Raw genomic sequence first — 19247 nt, 5'->3', positions numbered from 1 at the left:
GCTCGCTTCTGTTGTCGTTCGTGTTCCGGCGGCTCTTGATGACCGCCTCCCTTGGCCGCTTGTTTACCCGACAGAAGTAAATGGCTTCTTGGACAATTCGGATAAAATTGGACCTATCTCCGAATTTTCGGGAGCTAGAGCCGGATCGTACCCTCGTTGATTTGCGCATACGTCTCCGCGTCCAGCGCGACATAGGCGCCGGTGTTCGGGTCCAACATGAACAGCGGGTCGGAGACCGCGCCCGGATCAAACCCCTCGCGCGCGAGCTCGCCCTTTTTTTGCTTGAACGTCTCGGTCGCGTCGAGCTCACGCGAGATGCGTATGAAGACGGGATGAGCATAGGCCGGCAGGCGCTGTGCGAGATGGGCGGGCAGCGCCTCGACGGCGAAGCCCTCGTTTACCACGATCGCGCTCATGCCGGCGCGGCCGTCGGTGCCGGGGATGCTGACGCCGTAGGTGGTGGCGTCGACCACGCCGCTGAAGTCGCGCACGGCGTCATTGACCTCCGAAGTCGCGACGTTCTCGCCCTTCCAGCGAAAGGTGTCGCCGATGCGGTCGACGAAGTGGAAGAAGCCCTTCTCGTCGAGCCGCATCAGGTCGCCGGTGCGGAACCAGGAATCGCCCTTAGCAAAGACATCGCGCAGGATCTTCTTCTCGGTCTCGCTCGCCTCGGTGTAGCCCTCGAAGCGACCGCCGCCCTCATCCGCCGTGCCGATGCGGCCTATGGCTTCGCCGGCTTCGCCGCGCGCGCAGGGAATACAAAACCCCTCCGCATTGCGCAGCGGCGCGCCGTCATCGGGGTCGAGCTTGACGAGACCTGCAGGGAAGCGATGCGCGAGCAGCGGCGGAACGCGGCCGATCGCGCCGGGCTGGCCCTCGACGTTGAACAGCGAGAAATTGCCTTCGGTCGCCGCGTAGAATTCGAGGATGCGCGGAATGGCGAAACGCGCCTGAAAATCGTCCCAGATGTCACCGCGCAGGCCGTTCCCGCAGACGAGTCGGAGGCGATGCCGGTTCTCGTATTCCGACGGCGGCGCCTTGAGCAGGTAGCGGCAGAGCTCGCCGATATACTGAAACAACGTGCAGTCGTGGCGCACGATGTCGGGCCAGAAATTTGATGCTGAGAATTTTTCCGCGATCACCACCGAACCGCCGGCGGCGAGCATGCTGCATGGCGCGACGATGCCGCCGACCGAGTGGAACAGCGGCAGGCAATCGTAGAGCCGATCCTGCGGCGTCGCACCGGTGAGGCCGGCGAACCAAAAGCCCCAGTTGAGGATGCGGCGGTGGCTGATGCTTGCGGCTTTCGGCAGGCCGGTCGTGCCGGAGGTGTAGATCAGCAGGGCGCGGTCGCCGATGGTGACGTCGCCTCGCTCGTCCGGCGAAAGCGGCCCGTCATCGAGGGCGGCAAGCGCGACATCGATCGCACGCTCGCAGCGAGCATCGCCATGGGTCCAGACCTTTGCTTCCGTCTTCAGCTGCGGCGACGCGTCGTCCAGCGCATCCTTGCGTTCGTGCACGACAATGATGTGAGCGGGCCTTGCGACTCCGATGCAATGCGCGAGCGACTGGCCGACGAGCTTGGTGTTGATCAACGCCACCACGCCGCCGACGCGGCTGATGCCGAGCCAGGCCGCGACATAGTCGATGCCGTTCGGCATGATCAGCGCGACAGTGTCGCCCTTGGCTACACCGGCCGAGCGCGCCCACCGCGCATAACGATTGATGCGTTTCGAAAGCCCCTCATAGTCGAGGCTCGTGTCATCGGTGGCCAGCGCAATGCGATCGGGTTGGCGCTGCGCCCAATCGTCGACGACGTCGGCGAACAGCCGGCCCGGCAGCGTCTCGATCCGTGCAGTGAGCTCGATCGCCTTCAGCCAGATTTTCGAAGCCGAAGGTGCGCGCCCGGCTTTTGGTTGTTCGATCACGCCGGTTGTCATGCCGTTCATTCTTTCGGAACGTGTCTGCTGTTTCCCGGCAGCTTAGCTCGCACGCCCTGCCCAGATGTTAAGAGACAGGGTAAAACCGGGTTAGTGCGCGATTAACTCTAGTCATCCTTTACCAAACCGGTGGGATCGGCGTGCGCGACATCGCAATTCTTGCAATAGCAAAGCCACCTGTCGGGGCGCGTTGCGCGTGTCCCCTCGCCCTGCTTGCGGCGAGGTGAACTGGAGAGTGTGATGATCACCAAGCGACATTTCCTTCAGGCTGCGGCCTCTGCCGCAACCGTGCTCGGCACGCCACGTGCCTTCGCGATCGGCAATCCCTCCTATCCCTCGCACAGCGTGAAATGGGTGGTGCCCTATGCGCCGGGCGGGGCCACCGACGTGCTGTCGCGGCTGCTCTGCCAGCGCCTCTCCGACCGGCTCGGCCAGACCTTCGTCGTCGAAAACAAGCCTGGCGCCGGCAGCAATATCGGGACGCAGGCGGTGATCGCGTCCGCCCCCGATGGTCACACCCTGCTGCTGACCTCGACCGCGAACGCCATCAACGCCTCGTTCGACCCGGCGCTGCCGTATGATTTCGCCCGGGGCATCGCGCCGGTCGCCGGCGTCGCACGAATTCCGCTGGTGCTGGTCGTCAACAACGACCTGCCGGTGACCAGCGTCGCCGACTTCATCGCCTACGCCAAGACCAATCCCGGCAAGATGTCGATCGCCTCATCCGGCATCGGCACCTCGCTGCATCTCTCCGGAGAGCTGTTCAAGTCGCTGGCCGGTGTGCAGTTCATCCACGTGCCCTATCGCGGCTCGGCTCCCGGATTGACCGACGTGATGAGCGGCCAGATCCAGGGCATGTTCGACAACGTTACTTCATCCTTCGAGCTCGTGCGCGCCGGCAAGCTGCGCGCGCTCGGCCTCACCACACGCGAGCGCTCGCAGATTCTGCCGGACGTGCCATCGATCGCGGACACGCTCACCGGCTACGAAACGAGTTCGTTCTACGGTGTCGGCGCTCCGCACGACACGCCGGGCGAGATCGTTGATCTCCTCAACCGCGAGATCGACGCCGCGCTGTCCGATGCGGAGATCAAGTCCCGCATCGCCGGGCTCGGCGCGATCCCGCTGCACGGCAATGCCGGTGAATTCGGCGGCATGCTGACGGCGGAAACAGACCGCTGGCGTAAGGTGGTGGAGCTGTCGGGCATCCGGAAGGAGTAGCGCCTGCACGCGAGGCGGAAGCGCTGGATCCGCGCAGCGCTAGCCTCGCTGATGGCGCAAGCGCTGCGGCGATGCGTTGAACGGATAATACGGATTGAGATCGCAGCTGGCGGAGCGGCCCGAAGCGGTAGCTTGGCACTGCGGCACTGAGGTGAAAGAGCAATCGTACCACTCCCCGCCGCCGCCGTTCGCACCGGAATAGACGTGCATGCAGACGGGATAGCGCGGATCGAAGGTCTGCGCATGCGACGGCGCGGTCGTGAGCAGGGCACCGACGGTCATGATCAGGCCGAATAAGCGACGCATAAGAATTCCCCCTGAAAGCCGCATTGCAGAACGCTAGTGCACCTTCTTGTGGCGCCGGCGGGGCGCCGGCGGGGGTTGGTCGAACGCATAGTAGGGATTGACGTCACAGCTTGCCGAGCGACCCGAAGCCGTGGCACGGCACTGCGGCAGCGAGGTAAAGGAGCAATCGAAATAATCGCCGCCGCCACCGCCGAAGCCGCCGGGCATATAGACGTGCATGCACACCGGGTAACGCGGATCATAGGTCTGGGCGCTGGCATCTGCCGCCGCGAACAGCGTAACAATTGCGGTGAGGGTCAGGATCGGCAGGCGCATCGGACATTCCTCGAATCGGTGGCAACGGCACGCGTTATGTCATTTCGATATGGCACAACTGCGCGGCAGAAGCGATTGTTCCTATTTCATACCTCTCCGGCTTGTGACACGCGACGAAATGGGTGAGACATCGCGCCGCAAAGATGCGGAAGTGGAAAGCACCCAGTTTTCCGGCCTGCGCGGAACGCATAACTCAGTGCAGCTCTCCTTCGACAAAGGTCGCAAAGCATCCAGCGCAGGAATCCGTTCGCTGGCCGAAGCGAACGTACTAGTCTTTCGATCACAACGCCGGCCCGGACCGACGATGTTCCAGGGCAATCAACAGGCAAATGGGCTGAAGGAAACGCACTTGCGCTCTCGGGCGCGACCCCGCTGTGCGCGGGGAGAAGATGCGCTGGCCAGGGCTGTGGTGTCAGGGCATGCAAGAGAGCTTCTCGTCTCCGTTCATCCGCTATCCGATCGGCACCTCACTGCTGATGGCGGGCATCCTGTTCGTAGGCCTCGTGGCCTATCCTCTGCTGCCGGTTGCACCGCTGCCTCAGGTCGACTTTCCGACCATTCAGCTCTCGGCTTCGCTCCCCGGCGGCAGCCCCGAGACCATGGCCTCTTCCGTGGCGCAGCCGCTCGAACGCCAGCTCGCACAGATCCCCGGCATCACGCAGATGACGTCGACCAGCTCACTGGGTTCGGCGTCGATCACGATTCAGTTCGACCTCAACCGCAAGATCGACGCCGCCGCGAACGATGTGCAGGCAGCGATCAATGCAGCGAGCGGCCAATTGCCGAAGAACCTGCCCTCGCCTCCCACCTATCGCAAGGTCAACCCGGCGGACTCGCCGGTGATGATCCTGTCCGCGACGTCCGACACGCTGCCGCTGACCGTCGTCAGCGACCGCACCGATGCGCAGCTCGCGCAACAGATCAGCCAGTTATCCGGCGTCGCCCAAGTGTTCGTCGGCGGACAGCAGAAACCCTCCGTACGCATACAGATCGATCCGGCCAAGCTCGTCGCCAAGGGCCTGTCGCTGGAGGACGTGCGCGCCCAGATCGCGGCAGCGACCACCAACAGCCCGAAGGGCAGCATCGACGGGGCCAAGCGCGCCTACACGATCTACGCCAACGACCAGCTCACCCAAGCCCAGCATTGGCAGGACGTCATCGTCGCCTATCGCAACGGCGCTCCATTGCGGATCCGCGACATCGGTGAGGCCGTGGCAGGACCGGAGGACATGAAGACGGCGGCTTGGGCCGACGGCAAGCGCGGCGTGTTCCTCGTCATCTTCAAGCAACCCGGCGCCAACGTCATCGAGACCGTCGATCGCATCAAGGCGCAGCTGCCGCGGCTGATCGCGGCCATCCCGCCCGCGATCTCGATCAAGATCATCAGCGACCGCACCATCACCATCCGCGCCGCCGTCGAGGACGTACAGATCACGCTCATGACCACTATCGCGCTCGTGGTGATGGTGATCTTCATCTTCCTCCGCAGCTTCTGGGCGACGATCATCCCGAGCATCACGGTGCCGCTAGCGCTACTGGGAGCCTGCTCGCTGATGTGGGTCTTCGGCTATTCGCTGGATAACCTCTCCTTGATGGCGCTGACGATCGCGGTCGGCTTCGTGGTGGACGACGCCATCGTGATGCTGGAGAACATCACCCGTTACGTCGAGCAGGGCGAGAGGCCGCTTGCTGCGGCCTATAAGGGCGCGGCCGAAATCGGCTTTACGATCGTCTCGATCAGCATCTCTCTGATCGCGGTGCTGATCCCGTTGCTCCTGATGGGCGGCATCATCGGCCGGCTGTTCCGCGAATTCGCGGTCACGCTGGCGATGGCGATCCTTGTTTCTCTGGTGGTGTCGCTGACCCTGACGCCGATGATGGCCTCGCGCTTCCTGCGCGCCAACCATGAGGCCCGGCACGGCCGCTTTTACCAGTGGAGCGAGCGGATGTTCGAAAGTGTGCTCGGCGCCTACGAACGCGGGCTCGACGTCGCGCTGCGCCACAGTTTCGTCACGCTTTGCATCTTCTTCGCGACCGTAGCACTCTCGATCTACCTCTTCATCCTGATCCCGAAGGGTTTCTTCCCGCAGCAGGACAACGGCTTCCTCACAGCCGTGTCCGAGATGCCCCAGGACATCTCCTTTGCCGAGATGAAACGGCGCCAGGTGGAACTCAACACCATCGTGCAGGCCGACCCTGCCGTCGATTCGATCGCGATGTTCATCGGCGGCGGCGGTACGGCACTGAACTCGGGGCGCATGTACATCACCTTGAAACCGCTGGAGGAGCGCGATGCCGGCGCACAGCAGATCATCGCGCGGCTGCGGCCCAAGATCGCCAAGGTGGAGGGCGCCAAGCTCTATATGCAGGCCTCGCAGGACGTTCGTCTCGGCGGCCGCGCCACCCGCACTCAGTTCGAATTCACGCTGCAGGACGCTAACCTCGCCGAACTGAACGAATGGGCGCCGAAAATCCTCGATGCGATGAAGACGCTGCCGCAACTGCGCGACGTCGCGACCGACCAGCAAACCGAAGGCACGACGGTTCAACTCAGGATCAATCGCGACACCGCCGCACGCTACGGCATTCACCCGCAGCTGATCGACGACACCCTCTATGACGCGTTCGGCCAGCGTCAGGTCGCGCAATATTTTACCCAGACCAACAGCTATCACATCGTCCTGGAGATCACACCGGACCTGCAAGGCCAGCTCGGTACGCTCGACAAGATCTATCTCAAATCACCGCTTACCGGCGACGAGGTGCCGCTCTCGGTGTTCTGCAACTGGACCAATGTGCCCGTGCGACCGCTTGCGATCTCGCATCAAGGCCAATTTCCGTCGGTGACGATCAGCTTTAATCTCGCCGAGGGCGTGGCGCTGGGACAGGCGACCGACGCGGTGCTGCACGCGGTCCGCGAGATGCGCGCGCCGCCGGCCCTGGCAACAAGTTTTCAGGGTACCGCGCAGGCATTCCAGCAATCGCTCGGCACCGTGCCGTTGCTGATCCTCGCCGCACTGGTTGTGGTCTATTTGATTCTGGGCGTGCTCTACGAGAGCTACATCCATCCTCTGACCATCCTGTCCACGTTACCCTCGGCTGGCGTCGGCGCCGTCGCGATCCTGATGATCTTCGGCTTCGACTTCAGTCTCATTGCCCTGATCGGAGTCATTCTCCTGATCGGCATCGTCAAGAAGAACGGCATCATGATGGTGGATTTCGCCATCGCGGCCGAACGCGAGCAGCATCTCACCCCGGAGCAATCGATCCGCCAGGCGGCGCTGCTGCGCTTTCGCCCGATCATGATGACAACGATGGCCGCCCTGCTAGGCGGCGTGCCGCTGATGCTCGGAAGCGGCACCGGCTCCGAAATCCGCCAACCGCTCGGTTATGCGATGGTCGGCGGCCTTCTCGTAAGCCAGGCGCTGACGCTGTTCACGACCCCGGTCGTCTACCTCTACCTCGACCGCTTCTCCGACCTGCTCTCGCGCTGGATGGAGAAGAAGCCGCAAGCCACCGTCGCGTGCGATGAGCAGAAGGATCACGCGGCGGAATGAGCGCGGCGGCACATATGTCCTGCGCCGGCTACCCGCCGAGCCCCTGCAACACCAGCCGGTTCAGTCTGGCCGCAAACGCCGCAGGGTCCTCCGGCAGCTCGCCGTCCAGAATCTGCGCCTGTTCGAGCAGGAGCAGGCTGAGATCGTCAACCGTCTTGGAGCCGGCCTGAGCCTTCGTGATCGCCGTCACCAGCGGATGGCGCAGGTTGATCTCGAGGATCGGCTTGGTGCGCATGCCACGGTTCTGCTGAGCCAGGATGCGCTCGAGCTCGCGGCTCGGGCCCTGGCTGTCGGCGACGAGGCAGGAAGCGGAGCTGGTAAGACGCGTCGAGGCCTTGACGTCGCTGACGCGCTCGCCGAGCGCGGCCTTGATCATCGCGATGCTGGCGGCCTCGTCGGCGGGCGGCTCGTCCTTTTTCGCCTCGTCGGCCTCGTCGACGCGCGGGATCAGGTCGAGATTGAGATCGCCCTGGCTCAGCGACTTCAGCGGCTTGCCGTCAAACTCCGAGGGCATCGAGGTCCAGAAGGCGTCGACGGGATCGGACAGCAGCAGCACTTCGATGCCGCGCGCAGTCGCAGCCTCGAGCCTGGGGTTCGACTTCAGCCGGTCGATGCTGTCGCCGACGAGATAATAGATCTCGGTCTGGTTCGGCTTGAAATCGGCGATGACGTCCTTGAGCGAGCGCTTCTCGCCCGAGGTCGTGGTGAAACGCGACAGCGCGAGCAGCTTTTCGCGGCGCTCGAAATCCTCGTAGATGCCTTCCTTCAGCACCGCGCCGAAGGCCTCCCAGATCTTCGCGAAGTTCTCCGGATCCTTCGCCGCCAGGCTTTCGAGCTCGGACAATACGCGGGTCGCCACGGCCTTGCGGATCTGCGCGAGCTGCGGATTGTTCTGAAGCATCTCGCGCGAGATGTTGAGCGGGAGGTCCTCGCTGTCGACGACGCCGCGGATGAAGCGGAGGTAGCCCGGCAGCAGATCGGCATCGTCGGTGATGAAGACGCGGCGGACATACAGCTTGACGCGCCCCTTGCGGTTCGGCTCGAACAGGTCGAACGGTTTGGTCGACGGCGCGAACAGCAGCACGGCGTAGGAGTAACGCCCCTCCGCGCGATAATGCAGCGTCATCGCGGGATCGTCGAAGGCGGAGGCGATCTGCTGATAGGCCTTCTTGTAGTCTTCCGGCGTGAGCTCGGATTTCGAGCGCTGCCAGAGCGCGCTGGCAGAATTGATCTGGCGCGGTTCACCCTCTTCAGGCACGAGCTCGATGGGGAAGAGGATGTTGTCGGAATAAGCGCCGACGATGCGCTCGATCTCGTAAGCTTCGAGATATTTCTTCGCATCGTCCTTGAGATGCAGGACGATCTCGGTGCCGCGCTGCACGCGGCCCGCATCCTCCTCGCTGGCACGCGCGATCTCGAAGCCCGACCCGCCTGTGGACGTCCAGGTCCACACGTCGCTCTCGCCGGCGCGGCGGCTGACCACGACGATCTTGTCGGCGACCATGAAGGCGGAATAGAAGCCGACGCCGAACTGGCCGATCAGGCCGAGGCCATCCTTGGCCTCCTTGAGCTTCGATACGAAGGCCTTGGTGCCCGAGCGGGCGATGGTGCCGAGGTGGTCGATCAGCTCCTGCCGCTCCATGCCGATGCCGTTGTCGGCGATCGCAAGCGTTCCAGCCGTCTTGTTCGGAATGATCCGGATCTTGAGCGCGTCGCCTTCGCCCAGCAGCGCCGGAGTAGCGATGGCCTCATAGCGCAGCTTGTCGCAGGCATCCGATGCGTTGGAGACGAGCTCGCGCAGGAAGATATCGGTCTCGGAATAGACGGAATGCACCATCAGGTGCAAAAGCTCGGAAACCTCGGCCTGGAAGGGCTGCGTATGCACAGCCGTGTCTGACGTCGTCATGCGTTTACCCGGTCAATCGAAAGGGGAAGAAACCCGGGATATAACGCGAGGGGGCGGGGGATCAAGTGGACGTCAGCAATCGCCCTCCGGGGGGAGGGCGACTTGTCCGTGGCAAACGCCGGTCAGGTCACGCAGCGGCCGGGCTGGAGCAGTTTTGCGACCTCGGTCAAGGAGCTCACCATCGGCTCGCAGGCGATCGTCGGCTTTTTGCGGATCTGCTTCTGGTCCGGGAGCAACACCGGCGGCTTGGCGTTGCCGGTCTCGATCACCGCGGGGACCCGCAGCAGCACCGACGTGTCGGCCAGATCGTTCAGCCGCATCGACACGGTGCGGGTCGGAACCTCAGCCTGCTTGATCTCGGCCAGCCGGTCGGCTTTGCTGGAGCGATTGACGTTATGGCCCGGCTTGTCAGCGACCGGCTGCCAGCGGTCGGCCAGATCATGGCCGGACGCCAGCTGCACGGCGCCGACCTGGACGGCGCCAAGCGTCGCGGCGATCGCGACGGCACCTAAAAATACCTTTTGAATCTGTGACATGGTTGTCGGTCCCTCGCCCCATGGCGATCGCGGGAACAACGCGAGGAGGTGACCGGGAGTTCTCAGTCGTTAAGATCACTTAACCGTGTGCGAAAAAGGCACGCCGCCGCGAAAAATTCCCACGAAAAATTTCGCAACCGCCTGGAACGACTTTCGCGGACGGGAGTCGTCTCAACAGCCGGCTATTCCCCCCTGCCCCATAAGCCGGCGACGTAGGGCGCGACTGTGGTGATGCCAGTCGCGCCTTACTTTTGTCTGGCGTTCAGTTCCCCTTCCCCGCGAGCCACTCCCGCCCCTCCCCATAGAGCTTCTCGACCTCGGGCCCGGTCAGGCCCGGCATGTCGCGCTTGACCTTGTAGCCGATCAGCTCCTGCATGTAGGCGAGGTGGCGGTAGCCTTCCGGGAGCGCGGCAAGGGCTTTCTGGTCGAGCTGAAGTGTCGCGGCGGGATCGACCGGGTCGATCCGGTCCTTCTCGTAGATCGGCTGGCGGCGGACGATGCCCCATTTTTCCTGCCGCTTCTCCAGGAAATCGTAGAAGCGCCCGGTGCAGACGACGTCGCAGGGCACGTCGTGCACCGGCGCGCGCTGCGAGATGGTCATCTTGGTCTGCGCGATGGCGCGCGCCCCCTCGAGGTCGATACTGCAGCCGCCGAGGAAATGCAGGATGCGCACGCCCTTGGCGAACCCCTCCTGGCTGACCCGCATGAAATCCCGCGCCGGCCCCTGAAACCAGGTGGCGGACATCCAGCCCTCTTCATGCCAGACCGTGGCAAAGCGCTCCCAGTCGCCGGCGTCCCGCCACACCGCCCAGTTCTCGACGAGGTCGCGGATGGCGAGACGATCGAGGAGTTGCTGGTCCATGAACACTTCTCCGATGGCAGCGCGGCTGCAACGCAGCCGCTGCATGAGGTATGAGCGGCGAATTCGATAGCCGTCAAGCGTGGCAAGCCGGTCAACGAAAATCCGGCGCACCTTGCGGTACGCCGGATCGGATTTCGTCAAATGCCGGTCGCAGTTACGCCGCCGGCACCTTCGGCGCGCGGTTGCGGGAGTTGCGCTGGAAGAACAGCGCCTGGCTCGCCACCGCCGACACCATCGCCGGCTGGAACGGCTTTGAGATCAGGAACGCCGGCTCGGGACGCTCGCCGGTGAGGAAGCGCTCCGGGTACGCCGTGATGAACACCACCGGCACTTCGAAGGTGCGGAGCAGCTCATTGACGGCGTCGAGGCCCGACGAGCCGTCGGCGAGCTGGATGTCGGCGAGGATCAGCCCGGGCCGCTTGTTCTTGGCCAGGGCGACCGCATCGGCGTGGGTGCGGGCGACGCCAACGACATTGTGGCCGAGATTCTTCACCAGGCTCTCCAGATCCATGGCGATGAAGGTCTCATCCTCGATGATCAGCACGTCGGTGGCGATCTCGGCGGCCATCTCACGCCCTGCGGCATCTGCAAGCCGGCGCGTCTCGCCGACGTCGGTGCCGAGAATGTAGCCGACCTCTTCTTCCGAGAATCCCTCGAGGGAGAGCAGCAGGAAGGCCTGCCGCGGCAACGGCGTGATGTTCGACAGCCGCCGCTCGGGCGGCATCGGCAGGTTCGTCACCTCGGAATCGTCGTTGACCGAAACGGAATTCCATATCTGGGTGAACAGCCGGAACAGGCCGGCGCGCGGCCCGTGGCTCTCGTCGAGCACCGACGGATCTCCCAGCATGGCTTCCAACATGGCTGCGACATAGGCGTCACCGGAGGACTGGCTGCCGGTCAGGGCGCGTGCGTACCGGCGCAACAACGGCAAGTGTTCAGCAACGAGCTGTGAACGGGACATCCCCACTCCATATATCTTCGGGCCGACCTTGACGTGCAGGCGTTAGGCGGGGGGCCCGGGTTCCCCTGCTGGGTTGATTACGCCTCAGGCGGAGAAAAGTTCCGCATAGGGGCGGAACTTTTTCTCGCAACTCGCATTGAGCCTATCCAGGGAACGGCTCCCGGTTGAGAGAACTTCTCGATTTTACAGCTACTTAACTCGGGGAAACGTGGAACAGGTCATGAAAGATCTCAAGTCTCAAGCCAGCAAAAGCACGACCCCCGGCAAGGGAGGGCTCACTCCGGAGATCCAATCCCGGATCGGGCACCAGCTGCGCGCCATGTACGACGACGTGGTGCGGCAGGGGGTTCCGGACCGGTTCGCGGAACTGATCAAGAAACTTGATGCGCCGGGAGCGGCACCCCAAGTGGAAAATGGTGGCGGCTCTAACGACAACAATGGGAGGGATTGATGCCTCTCACGGACTCCCTGCGTAACGACATCCTGGCGGCCGTGCCCAGCCTGCGCGCGTTCGCCATTTCGCTCAGCGGCAATGCCGATCGCGCCGACGATCTGGTCCAGGAGACGCTGTTGCGCGCGCTCGCCAACATCGACTCGTTCCAGCCCGGCTCCAACCTGCCGGCGTGGCTGTTCACGATCCTGCGCAACCTGTTCCGCTCCGACTATCGCAAGCGACGGCGGGAAGTCGAAGATGCCGAAGGCAACTATGCCAAGACGCTGAAGACGCAGCCTTCGCAGAACGCCCATCTCGAGTTCGAGGAATTCCGCACGGCGCTCGACAAGCTTCCGCAGGACCAACGTGAAGCGCTGATCCTCGTCGGCGCCTCCGGCTTCTCCTATGAGGACGCGGCTTCGATCTGCGGCTGCGCAGTCGGCACGATCAAGAGCCGCGTCAACCGTGCGCGCTCCAAGCTCGCGGCGCTGCTCTATGTCGACGGCGCCGAGGATTTCGGGCCCGACGAGACCATTCGCGCCGTGATCGGCGGCAGCGGCGGCTGACGGCCGGCGTCAATCGGACTGAGACCGCGATGAAGGCGGCCGCTTCCGCGGCCGTCTTCGTATATCTGAAGCGTGAAACTTGATGCGTGCCTGCGCCGCCTCGATCACTCGTCCACGAAGGTCACGGTCTCGGCCACGCTCGCACGCGACGTGCGGTAGCTGTTGACCTTGTGGGCATTGTCGGCATAGCCGAACGAAATGCCGCAAACGATGCGGCGATCATCAGGCAGATTGAAATGGCGGCGGATCAGGCCGGAGTGGCGCGCAAGCGCTGCCTGCGGAATCGTGCCGAGCCCGAGCGCCTGCGCGGCCAGCATGAAGTTCGAGACATAGGCGCCGCAATCGATCGCACCGTAGATGCCGAGCGGCTCGTCGGTGTGGATGATGGCCACATGCGGCGCACCGAAGAAATTGTAGTTCTCCAGCGCCTGCTTGGCATAGGCCATCTTGTCTCCGCGCGCGATCCCGAGCGTGTTGTAGAGCTGAAAACCGCTCTCGCGACGACGCTCGAGATAGGCGCCGAGATATTCGCGCGGCGGCGGGAAATCATAGTCGTCCCCGAGACCGCCCGAAGCCTCCTTGTAGATCAGCCTGCGAAAACGCTCCTTGGCCTCGCCGCTGGCGATGACGACCTGCCAGGGCTGGCTGTTGCACCACGACGCCGTGCGTTGCGCGGTGGTCAGCAAATGTTCGATCGTCGCGCGATCAACTTCCTTGGCCAGGAAGGCGCGCACCGAGTAGCGCTCGTTGAGCAGCTCTTCGAGCACGCCAATGCGGTTGTTCTGATTGACTGCAGCGTCCATGGATCAGCTCGCACTCTTTTCGTAGGGTAGGCAAAGGCGCATAGCGCCGTGCCCACCGACAGACTTACCTCGGCGCATCTGCATATGGTGGGCACGCTTCGCTTTGCCCACCTTACGAGATGCAGCGAGAGGCTAGATCACCGTCCCTTGGTCGGAATCTTGTTATACGGCACGTCTTTGTCGACGCGGATGTCGCCCGGCAATCCCAGCACGCGCTCGGCGATGATGTTGCGCAAAATCTCGTCGGTGCCGCCCGCGATGCGCATCGAGGGCGAGGACAGCAGCATCTGCTGGAACTGACCCTGCACGGTCTCTTCATCCGTGCCGGTGAGAACGCCGGCCGCGCCCTGGAGGTCCATGGCATAGGTCGCGATGTCCTGCAGCATCATGCCGGAGACGAGCTTGCCGATCGAATTCTCCGGGCCCGGCCGCTCGCCCTTGGACAGCGCCGAGATCGCGCGGTAGCTGGTGTATTTCAGCCCGCTCGACTTCACCGCCCAGCTCGCAAGTTTTGAGCGCACGGCGGGATCGTCGATGGCGAGGCCATCCTCCAGCATCAGATTGGAGCAGAACTCGAACATCTCAGGGACGCCGGTCGCAAGCCGCGAGCCAATCGACATCCGCTCGTTCATCAACGTGGTCAGCGAGACGCTCCAGCCCTCGCCGATCGCGCCGAGGCGCTGGCTGTCGGGAATGACGACGTCGGTGAAATAGACCTCGTTGAACTCCTGCATGCCGTTGGCCTGCTTGATCGGCCGCACCTCGACGCCGGGGCTCTTCATGTCCAGGAAGAACATGGTGAGCCCCTTGTGCTTGGGTACATTGGGATCGGTGCGCGCAATCAAAAGTCCGTAGTCGGAATAGTGCGCACCCGAGGTCCAGATCTTCTGGCCGTTGACGACCCAATTGTCGCCCTTCTTCTCCGCGCGTGTGCGCAAGCCCGCGACGTCGGAGCCGGCCGACGGCTCGGAGAACAGCTGGCACCAGATCTCCTCGCCCGCGGCCAGCCTCGGCAAATGGCGCCGCTTGGCGTCCTCGCTGCCAAAAGCCATCACGGTCGGGCCGCACATGCCCTCGCCGATCTGGAACGGCTGCGTCAGCTTGCCATAGACGCCTTCCTCCTGCTGCCAGATCACCCGCTCGATCGGCGTCGCACCGCGGCCGCCATATTCCTTGGGCCAATGCAGGCAGGCCCAATTGCCTTCGGCCTTCTTTTTCTGCCAGGCCTTGCCGACATCGACGATGTCGTGGTTGGCGAGCCGGATGCGGCCGAGCGAGGATTTTGACAGCTCGGCCAAAAACTCCTTCGGCGCGTTGGCCTCGACCCATTTGCGCGCGGTCTCGCGGAATGCGGCTTCCTGCGGGGTGTCGTCGAAATTCATCTTCGAACTCTCCTCTCTCGTGCCCCGGACGCTGCGCAGCGCGAAGCGGTGCGCTGCAGAGCCGGGGCCCATTGCGGCCTCCTGGGTCCCGGCTCTGCGGCGCGGTACTTCGTACCGCACCGCGTCCGGGACACGATCAGCCTCTTCCCTTCGTCGGGATCTTGTTGAACGGCACGTCCTTGTCGACCCTGATGTCGCCGGGCAGGCCCAACACCCGCTCGGCGATGATGTTGCGCATGATCTCGTCGGTGCCGCCTTCGACGCGGGTACCCGGCGCGCGCAGCAGCATCGCCTGGAAGCGGCCGGCGAGTTCGGCATCTTCGCCGCTGACCACTCCGCCCGCACCCTGCAAATCCAGTGCGTAGGTCGCGACATCCTGGATCATCGATCCCGCCACCAGCTTGCCGATGGAATTTTCCGGTCCCGGCCGCTCGCCCTTCGACAGCGCCGAGATCGCGCGCATGCTGGTGTATTTCAGCCCGCTCGCCTTCACGGCCCAGCTCGCCAGCTTCGAGCGCACCGCGCGGTCCTCGATTGCCGGGCCATCGTCCAGCATTAGGCTCGAGCAATAGTCGAACAGCTCGGGGAAGCCGGTCGAGACCGCCGCGCCGATCGCGCTGCGCTCGTTCATCAGCGTGGTCAGCGAGACGTTCCAGCCGTCACCGACCTCGCCGAGGCGCTGGTGATCGGGAATGCGGACGTTGGCGAAATAGACCTCGTTGAAGTCGGAAGCGCCGCTCGCCTGCTTGATCGGCCGCACCTCGACGCCCGGGCTCTTCATGTCCAGGAAGAACATGGTGAGGCCCTTGTGTTTGGGCACGGTCGGATCGGTGCGGGTGAGCAAAATGCCGTAATCGGAATAATGCGCGCCCGACGTCCAGATCTTCTGGCCGTTGATCACCCAGTCATCGCCATCCTTCTCGGCGCGCGTGCGCAGGCCCGCAACGTCGGAGCCGCCGGCCGGTTCGGAGAACAGCTGGCACCAGACCTTTTCGCCGGAGGCGAGCGGCGGCAGATAGGCGCGCTTATGCTCCTCGCGCGCGAACGCCATCATGGTCGGCCCGCACATGCCGTGGCCGATGATGAACATGCGGGATAGCTGACCGAACGGCCCCTCTTCCTGCTGCCAGATCACACGTTCGATCGGCGACGAGCCGCGGCCACCATACTCCTTCGGCCAATGCAGGCAGGCCCATCCGGCATCGGCCTTCTTCTTTTGCCAGGCCTTTGCCACTTCCAGAATGTTGGCGTTCTTCAATTGCGTGCGGCCGAGCGAGGATTTGCGAAGCTCCTCCTCGTACTGCTTGGGCGCATTGGCCGCGATCCAGGCGCGGGCAGTGGCGCGAAATTCAGATTCCTGCGGGGTATCGTCGAAGTTCATGACGTTGCCTTTGCCTACGCCGCGTTCTTCTTGCGCATGCGGTCGATCAATTGGTCTTCCCAATAAGAGAGGCTGCCGAGCCCGAGCGCCATGGCGTTGGCGCGGCGGTAGTACATGTGGCAGTCGAACTCCCAGGTGAAACCCATGCCGCCGTGAACCTGGATGTTGTTCTTGGCGCAGTGCTGGAACGCCTGCGTCGCGCTGATGCGGGCCGCGGCGGCGGCTTCCGGCAGTTCCGCGGCGTTGGTCGAGAGTGCCCAGGCGCCGTAATAGCTGTTGGAACGCGCCAGCGTCGCCGACACGTACATGTCCGCCAGCATGTGCTTGACGGCCTGGAACGAGCCGATCTGTCGGCCGAAAGCGATGCGGTCGAGCGCATAGTCGCGGCCCATCTCCAGCGCGCGGTCGGAGCCGCCGACCTGCTCGAACGCGCAGAGCACCGCGGCGCGATCGAGCACCTGAGTCAAGATGCTCCAGCCTTCGCCGGTCGCACCCAGCGGCTCGGCCTTGCAATCCCTGAAAGTGATCTCGGCCTGTCCGCGGGTTGGATCGAGATTGGTCAGGCTTTTCACTTCCACGCCGCCGTCCTTGAGATCGACAATGAACAAGGAGATGTCGCCGTCGCGCCCGCTCGATCCCGTGCGTGCCGCGACCACCGCGAAGTCGGCGATCGCGCCATCGGCGACCGGCTTCTTGACACCGTTGAGCACGCCATTCGCAGCCGAGAGCTTGACGTTCTTCGGTGAAGGATTGCCCTTACCCTCGAACAGCGCCAGCGTGCCGATCGCCTCGCCCGAGGCAATCGCCGGCAACCATTTCTTCTTCTGCGCGTCGCTTCCCGCGATCAGCAGCGCTTCGGCCGCGAGATAGACGGTGGAGGAAAACGGCACCGGTGCGTTCGCCCGGCCCATCTCTTCGGCGATCACGCAAAGTTCGAGATGGCCGGCGCCGGCACCGCCAAAGTCCTCTGGGATTGCGACACCGAGAAAACCCATCTCGGCGAGGCCCTTCCAGAGCTCCTTGTCGTACGGAGCCTTGCCGTCGAGGACTATCCGCACCGCCTTGGGCGAGCATTTCTCGGTGAGGAATTTGCGCGCCTGATCGCGGAGCTGCTTCTGGTCGTCGGAGAAATCGAAGTTCATGGCGCGTATCCGTGTTGATGATGTCGATTACTTGAGAATGATGACGTCTTGGTCGGGCTTGTCCGCATAAAGCCGCTCCACCAACGCGGCACGGCGCTCCAGGCCGGCGCGCTGGTTGATGTAGCCCTTGTCGGTGAGCTCGTTGCCGTCGATCGAGGGCGGTTCCTCCATCAGCATGGCGCGCGCGATGATGCGACTGCTGGCGCCTTCACACTCCTTGTTGTGAGCCTCCAGCCCGCGCCTGAAGCATGCGATCACCTCGGGGTGCTTCACGGCGTCCTCGAAGCTCAAATCGGGAGTACCGACGAGTTGGCGGCAGGCGTGCAGGTTCGGCCAGGCGAGCAGGCCGATGAAGGCGCGATCCTGCCCCGCGACCAGCGCATCATGCACGACGGGCGTCGCGGCGGCGATCGCATCTGTACGCAGCGAGCCTACATGAACGAAGGTGCCCGTGGTCAGCTTGAAGTCCTCGACCACGCGCCCGGCAAAGATGATGCCCTTCACCGGGTCGGTGTCGTCGACGAAGATTCCGGCGTCACCGATGCAATAAAACCCTTCCTCGTCGAACATTTTCTTCGTCAGGTCAGGCTGGCCGAAATAGCCCGGCGTGACGTTGACGCCGCGCAGACGCAGCTCGTATTTCGAGCCGCACGGCACCATCTTCAACTCGACGCCGGGGAACGGCAAGCCGATCAGACCGACGCGCTCGGTGTCCCAATAGGTACCAGTCGAGGTCGGCGCGGTCTCGGTCGAGCCCCAGCCGGTGTAGAACACGATGCGCTCGCCGGTGGTCTTCACGGCGAGAGCCTGCATGCGGTCGTAAAGATCATCAGGCAGGCGCGCGCCGCCATAGGCCATGATCGAGAGATTCTTGAAGAAGGATCGGCACAGCGCGTCGTCCTTCTCCATGGCGGCGGCGAGCGCGGCATAGCCGGCGGGCACGTTGGCGTAATAGGTCGGCGAGATCTCGCGCAGATTCCGGAGAGTTTCCTCGAATTGGCCCGGCATCGGCCGGCCGTCATCGATATAGAGCGTGCCGCCATCGACCAGGATCGGGTGAAACGCCGCGTTGCCGCCCATGGTGTGGTTCCAGGGCATCCAGTCCAGCATGGTCGAGATCGGACCGCCGGGATCGCGCGGCCGCACCTGCATCATCATCGCCGCATTGGCGCACATCATCGCTTGCGTGTTGATGACGGCCTTGGGCATGCCGGTAGAGCCTGATGTGAACAGCAGTTTGCCGACGGTCTCAGGCGTGATCTTCCCGATCGACGTTTCGACATCGGCAGTCACGGCTGTCGCCGCGAGCGCGGCAAAGCTGACGCTCTCGATGCCCTCGCAGGGCCGCAAGACGTGAACGACGGTGACGCCGGTGAGATCGAGCGCTTTCAGCGCCTTCTCGAAAGTCGGGCCGTCCTGCACCATCACCACGCCGGGCTTGATCAGGTCGAACAAATATTTCAGCTTGACGTGATCATGGCTCATCAAGGAGTAGGCGGGCGAGACCGGCGCGGCCGGGACGCGCGCCTGCATCGCGGCTTGCGTCATCAATGCGTGCTCGATCGAATTGCCGGAGAGGATCGCGACCGGGCGGCCATCGAGCGCGAGATTGAGCAGGCCTTGCGTCAGCGCATCCACGGTGCGCTTGGCTTCGCCATAGGACAATTTGCGCCATTCGCGGTTCGGGCCGCCACGCTGGGCAAGCCAGATCCGCTCGGGCGCGTCCTTCGCCCATTTTGCCAGCGAAGCCGGGATATGCGTCTCGTAGGTCTGCAGCGGGATGCGCGACTTCAGAACCACCGTGCCGTCGTTGCGGCGCTCGACGTCGATGTCGCGCGCGAGCCACTCAACCTTGCGAAAGGCGGGCTTCGTCATCACCGCCGCCGCGCTTCCACTCATTTTGCGTCTCCCGGAATTTCTCGTCCTTTACGGATCT

At 63.8% G+C, this 19247-nt stretch carries 16 protein-coding genes; 4 read left to right on the top strand and 12 right to left on the bottom strand.

What is annotated here, in order from left to right; translation table 11 throughout:
• Nucleotides 1-134: 134 nt before the first annotated feature.
• The gene (locus tag AC0L3S_RS27760; protein ID WP_473282636.1) at nucleotides 135-1949 is read right to left on the bottom strand and encodes a long-chain-acyl-CoA synthetase; all 1815 of its coding nucleotides are present in this window, start codon (nucleotides 1947-1949) and stop codon (nucleotides 135-137) included.
• Between the two features lie 231 nt (nucleotides 1950-2180).
• Between AC0L3S_RS27760 and AC0L3S_RS27755 the strand changes: the two genes are divergently transcribed.
• Nucleotides 2181-3161 carry a Bug family tripartite tricarboxylate transporter substrate binding protein gene (locus tag AC0L3S_RS27755; RefSeq protein WP_473282634.1) on the top strand — a complete coding sequence of 327 codons (981 nt, stop codon included), beginning with the start codon at nucleotides 2181-2183 and terminating at the stop codon, nucleotides 3159-3161.
• Nucleotides 3162-3200: 39 nt separating this feature from the next.
• On the opposite strand, the gene AC0L3S_RS27750 is transcribed toward AC0L3S_RS27755, so the two are convergent.
• Together AC0L3S_RS27750 and AC0L3S_RS27745 are read right to left on the bottom strand one after the other, a co-directional pair.
• A complete protein-coding gene (locus AC0L3S_RS27750; protein ID WP_473282632.1) occupies nucleotides 3201-3467 on the bottom strand; it encodes a DUF3551 domain-containing protein in 267 nt (88 codons plus the stop codon).
• Nucleotides 3468-3500: 33 nt separating this feature from the next.
• Complete coding sequence (locus AC0L3S_RS27745; protein WP_473282630.1) at nucleotides 3501-3782, bottom strand: DUF3551 domain-containing protein; 282 nt, start codon at nucleotides 3780-3782, stop codon at nucleotides 3501-3503.
• A gap of 419 nt (nucleotides 3783-4201) precedes the next feature.
• Between AC0L3S_RS27745 and AC0L3S_RS27740 the strand changes: the two genes are divergently transcribed.
• The gene (locus tag AC0L3S_RS27740; RefSeq protein ID WP_473282628.1) at nucleotides 4202-7339 is read left to right on the top strand and encodes an efflux RND transporter permease subunit; all 3138 of its coding nucleotides are present in this window, start codon (nucleotides 4202-4204) and stop codon (nucleotides 7337-7339) included.
• Between the two features lie 28 nt (nucleotides 7340-7367).
• On the opposite strand, the gene htpG is transcribed toward AC0L3S_RS27740, so the two are convergent.
• From htpG to AC0L3S_RS27720, 4 genes are all read right to left on the bottom strand, one after another.
• The gene (gene htpG / locus AC0L3S_RS27735) at nucleotides 7368-9245 is read right to left on the bottom strand and encodes a molecular chaperone HtpG (RefSeq protein WP_473282626.1); all 1878 of its coding nucleotides are present in this window, start codon (nucleotides 9243-9245) and stop codon (nucleotides 7368-7370) included.
• Between the two features lie 122 nt (nucleotides 9246-9367).
• Nucleotides 9368-9781, bottom strand: coding sequence for a hypothetical protein (locus AC0L3S_RS27730; RefSeq protein WP_473282624.1), 414 nt, complete (start codon nucleotides 9779-9781; stop codon nucleotides 9368-9370).
• Nucleotides 9782-10043: 262 nt separating this feature from the next.
• Nucleotides 10044-10643, bottom strand: a complete 600-nt coding sequence (locus AC0L3S_RS27725; protein ID WP_473263770.1) for a nuclear transport factor 2 family protein — start codon at nucleotides 10641-10643, stop codon at nucleotides 10044-10046.
• Nucleotides 10644-10797: 154 nt separating this feature from the next.
• Nucleotides 10798-11604: a response regulator gene (locus tag AC0L3S_RS27720; protein WP_007597237.1), complete on the bottom strand. Its 807-nt coding sequence runs from the start codon at nucleotides 11602-11604 to the stop codon at nucleotides 10798-10800.
• Between the two features lie 220 nt (nucleotides 11605-11824).
• Between AC0L3S_RS27720 and AC0L3S_RS27715 the strand changes: the two genes are divergently transcribed.
• Both AC0L3S_RS27715 and AC0L3S_RS27710 read left to right on the top strand, forming a co-directional pair.
• Entirely contained in the window at nucleotides 11825-12055 is a 231-nt protein-coding gene (locus AC0L3S_RS27715; RefSeq protein ID WP_027565572.1) for a NepR family anti-sigma factor, read from the top strand.
• Entirely contained in the window at nucleotides 12055-12603 is a 549-nt protein-coding gene (locus tag AC0L3S_RS27710) for a sigma-70 family RNA polymerase sigma factor (RefSeq protein ID WP_007597240.1), read from the top strand. The genes AC0L3S_RS27715 and AC0L3S_RS27710 overlap by 1 nt, the downstream gene beginning before the upstream one ends.
• A 104-nt stretch (nucleotides 12604-12707) precedes the next feature.
• Here AC0L3S_RS27710 and AC0L3S_RS27705 read toward each other — a convergent pair whose 3' ends face one another.
• The 5 genes from AC0L3S_RS27705 to AC0L3S_RS27685 form a co-directional block, all read right to left on the bottom strand.
• Nucleotides 12708-13406, bottom strand: coding sequence for a nitroreductase (locus AC0L3S_RS27705; protein ID WP_473282622.1), 699 nt, complete (start codon nucleotides 13404-13406; stop codon nucleotides 12708-12710).
• A 137-nt stretch (nucleotides 13407-13543) separates the two neighbouring features.
• Complete coding sequence (locus AC0L3S_RS27700) at nucleotides 13544-14788, bottom strand: acyl-CoA dehydrogenase (protein WP_473282620.1); 1245 nt, start codon at nucleotides 14786-14788, stop codon at nucleotides 13544-13546.
• Nucleotides 14789-14924: 136 nt separating this feature from the next.
• Nucleotides 14925-16169, bottom strand: a complete 1245-nt coding sequence (locus AC0L3S_RS27695) for an acyl-CoA dehydrogenase (RefSeq protein WP_473282618.1) — start codon at nucleotides 16167-16169, stop codon at nucleotides 14925-14927.
• A 14-nt stretch (nucleotides 16170-16183) separates the two neighbouring features.
• A complete protein-coding gene (locus AC0L3S_RS27690; RefSeq protein WP_473282616.1) occupies nucleotides 16184-17311 on the bottom strand; it encodes an acyl-CoA dehydrogenase family protein in 1128 nt (375 codons plus the stop codon).
• 27 nt (nucleotides 17312-17338) lie between these two features.
• Nucleotides 17339-19210, bottom strand: coding sequence for an AMP-binding protein (locus AC0L3S_RS27685; protein ID WP_473282614.1), 1872 nt, complete (start codon nucleotides 19208-19210; stop codon nucleotides 17339-17341).
• Nucleotides 19211-19247 lie beyond the last annotated feature (37 nt).

It is taken from the genome of Bradyrhizobium sp. Ken01, assembly GCF_055807355.1.
Note: the sequence above shows the minus strand (reverse complement) of the source record. Positions and strands in the feature narration are given on the sequence as shown.

Bases quoted from the DNA above. Each gene is read 5' to 3' on its own strand.
- AC0L3S_RS27730 (WP_473282624.1), bottom strand. From the start codon at position 9,781: ATGTCACAGATTCAAAAGGTATTTTTAGGTGCCGTCGCGATCGCCGCG.
- AC0L3S_RS27695 (WP_473282618.1), bottom strand. From the start codon at position 16,169: ATGAACTTCGACGATACCCCGCAGGAATCTGAATTTCGCGCCACTGCC.
- AC0L3S_RS27715 (WP_027565572.1), top strand. From the start codon at position 11,825: ATGAAAGATCTCAAGTCTCAAGCCAGCAAAAGCACGACCCCCGGCAAG.
- htpG (WP_473282626.1), bottom strand. From the start codon at position 9,245: ATGACGACGTCAGACACGGCTGTGCATACGCAGCCCTTCCAGGCCGAG.
- AC0L3S_RS27710 (WP_007597240.1), top strand. From the start codon at position 12,055: ATGCCTCTCACGGACTCCCTGCGTAACGACATCCTGGCGGCCGTGCCC.
- AC0L3S_RS27725 (WP_473263770.1), bottom strand. From the start codon at position 10,643: ATGGACCAGCAACTCCTCGATCGTCTCGCCATCCGCGACCTCGTCGAG.
- AC0L3S_RS27705 (WP_473282622.1), bottom strand. From the start codon at position 13,406: ATGGACGCTGCAGTCAATCAGAACAACCGCATTGGCGTGCTCGAAGAG.
- AC0L3S_RS27740 (WP_473282628.1), top strand. From the start codon at position 4,202: ATGCAAGAGAGCTTCTCGTCTCCGTTCATCCGCTATCCGATCGGCACC.
- AC0L3S_RS27690 (WP_473282616.1), bottom strand. From the start codon at position 17,311: ATGAACTTCGATTTCTCCGACGACCAGAAGCAGCTCCGCGATCAGGCG.
- AC0L3S_RS27755 (WP_473282634.1), top strand. From the start codon at position 2,181: ATGATCACCAAGCGACATTTCCTTCAGGCTGCGGCCTCTGCCGCAACC.
- AC0L3S_RS27685 (WP_473282614.1), bottom strand. From the start codon at position 19,210: ATGAGTGGAAGCGCGGCGGCGGTGATGACGAAGCCCGCCTTTCGCAAG.
- AC0L3S_RS27750 (WP_473282632.1), bottom strand. From the start codon at position 3,467: ATGCGTCGCTTATTCGGCCTGATCATGACCGTCGGTGCCCTGCTCACG.
- AC0L3S_RS27760 (WP_473282636.1), bottom strand. From the start codon at position 1,949: ATGAACGGCATGACAACCGGCGTGATCGAACAACCAAAAGCCGGGCGC.
- AC0L3S_RS27720 (WP_007597237.1), bottom strand. From the start codon at position 11,604: ATGTCCCGTTCACAGCTCGTTGCTGAACACTTGCCGTTGTTGCGCCGG.
- AC0L3S_RS27700 (WP_473282620.1), bottom strand. From the start codon at position 14,788: ATGAATTTCGACGACACCCCGCAGGAAGCCGCATTCCGCGAGACCGCG.
- AC0L3S_RS27745 (WP_473282630.1), bottom strand. From the start codon at position 3,782: ATGCGCCTGCCGATCCTGACCCTCACCGCAATTGTTACGCTGTTCGCG.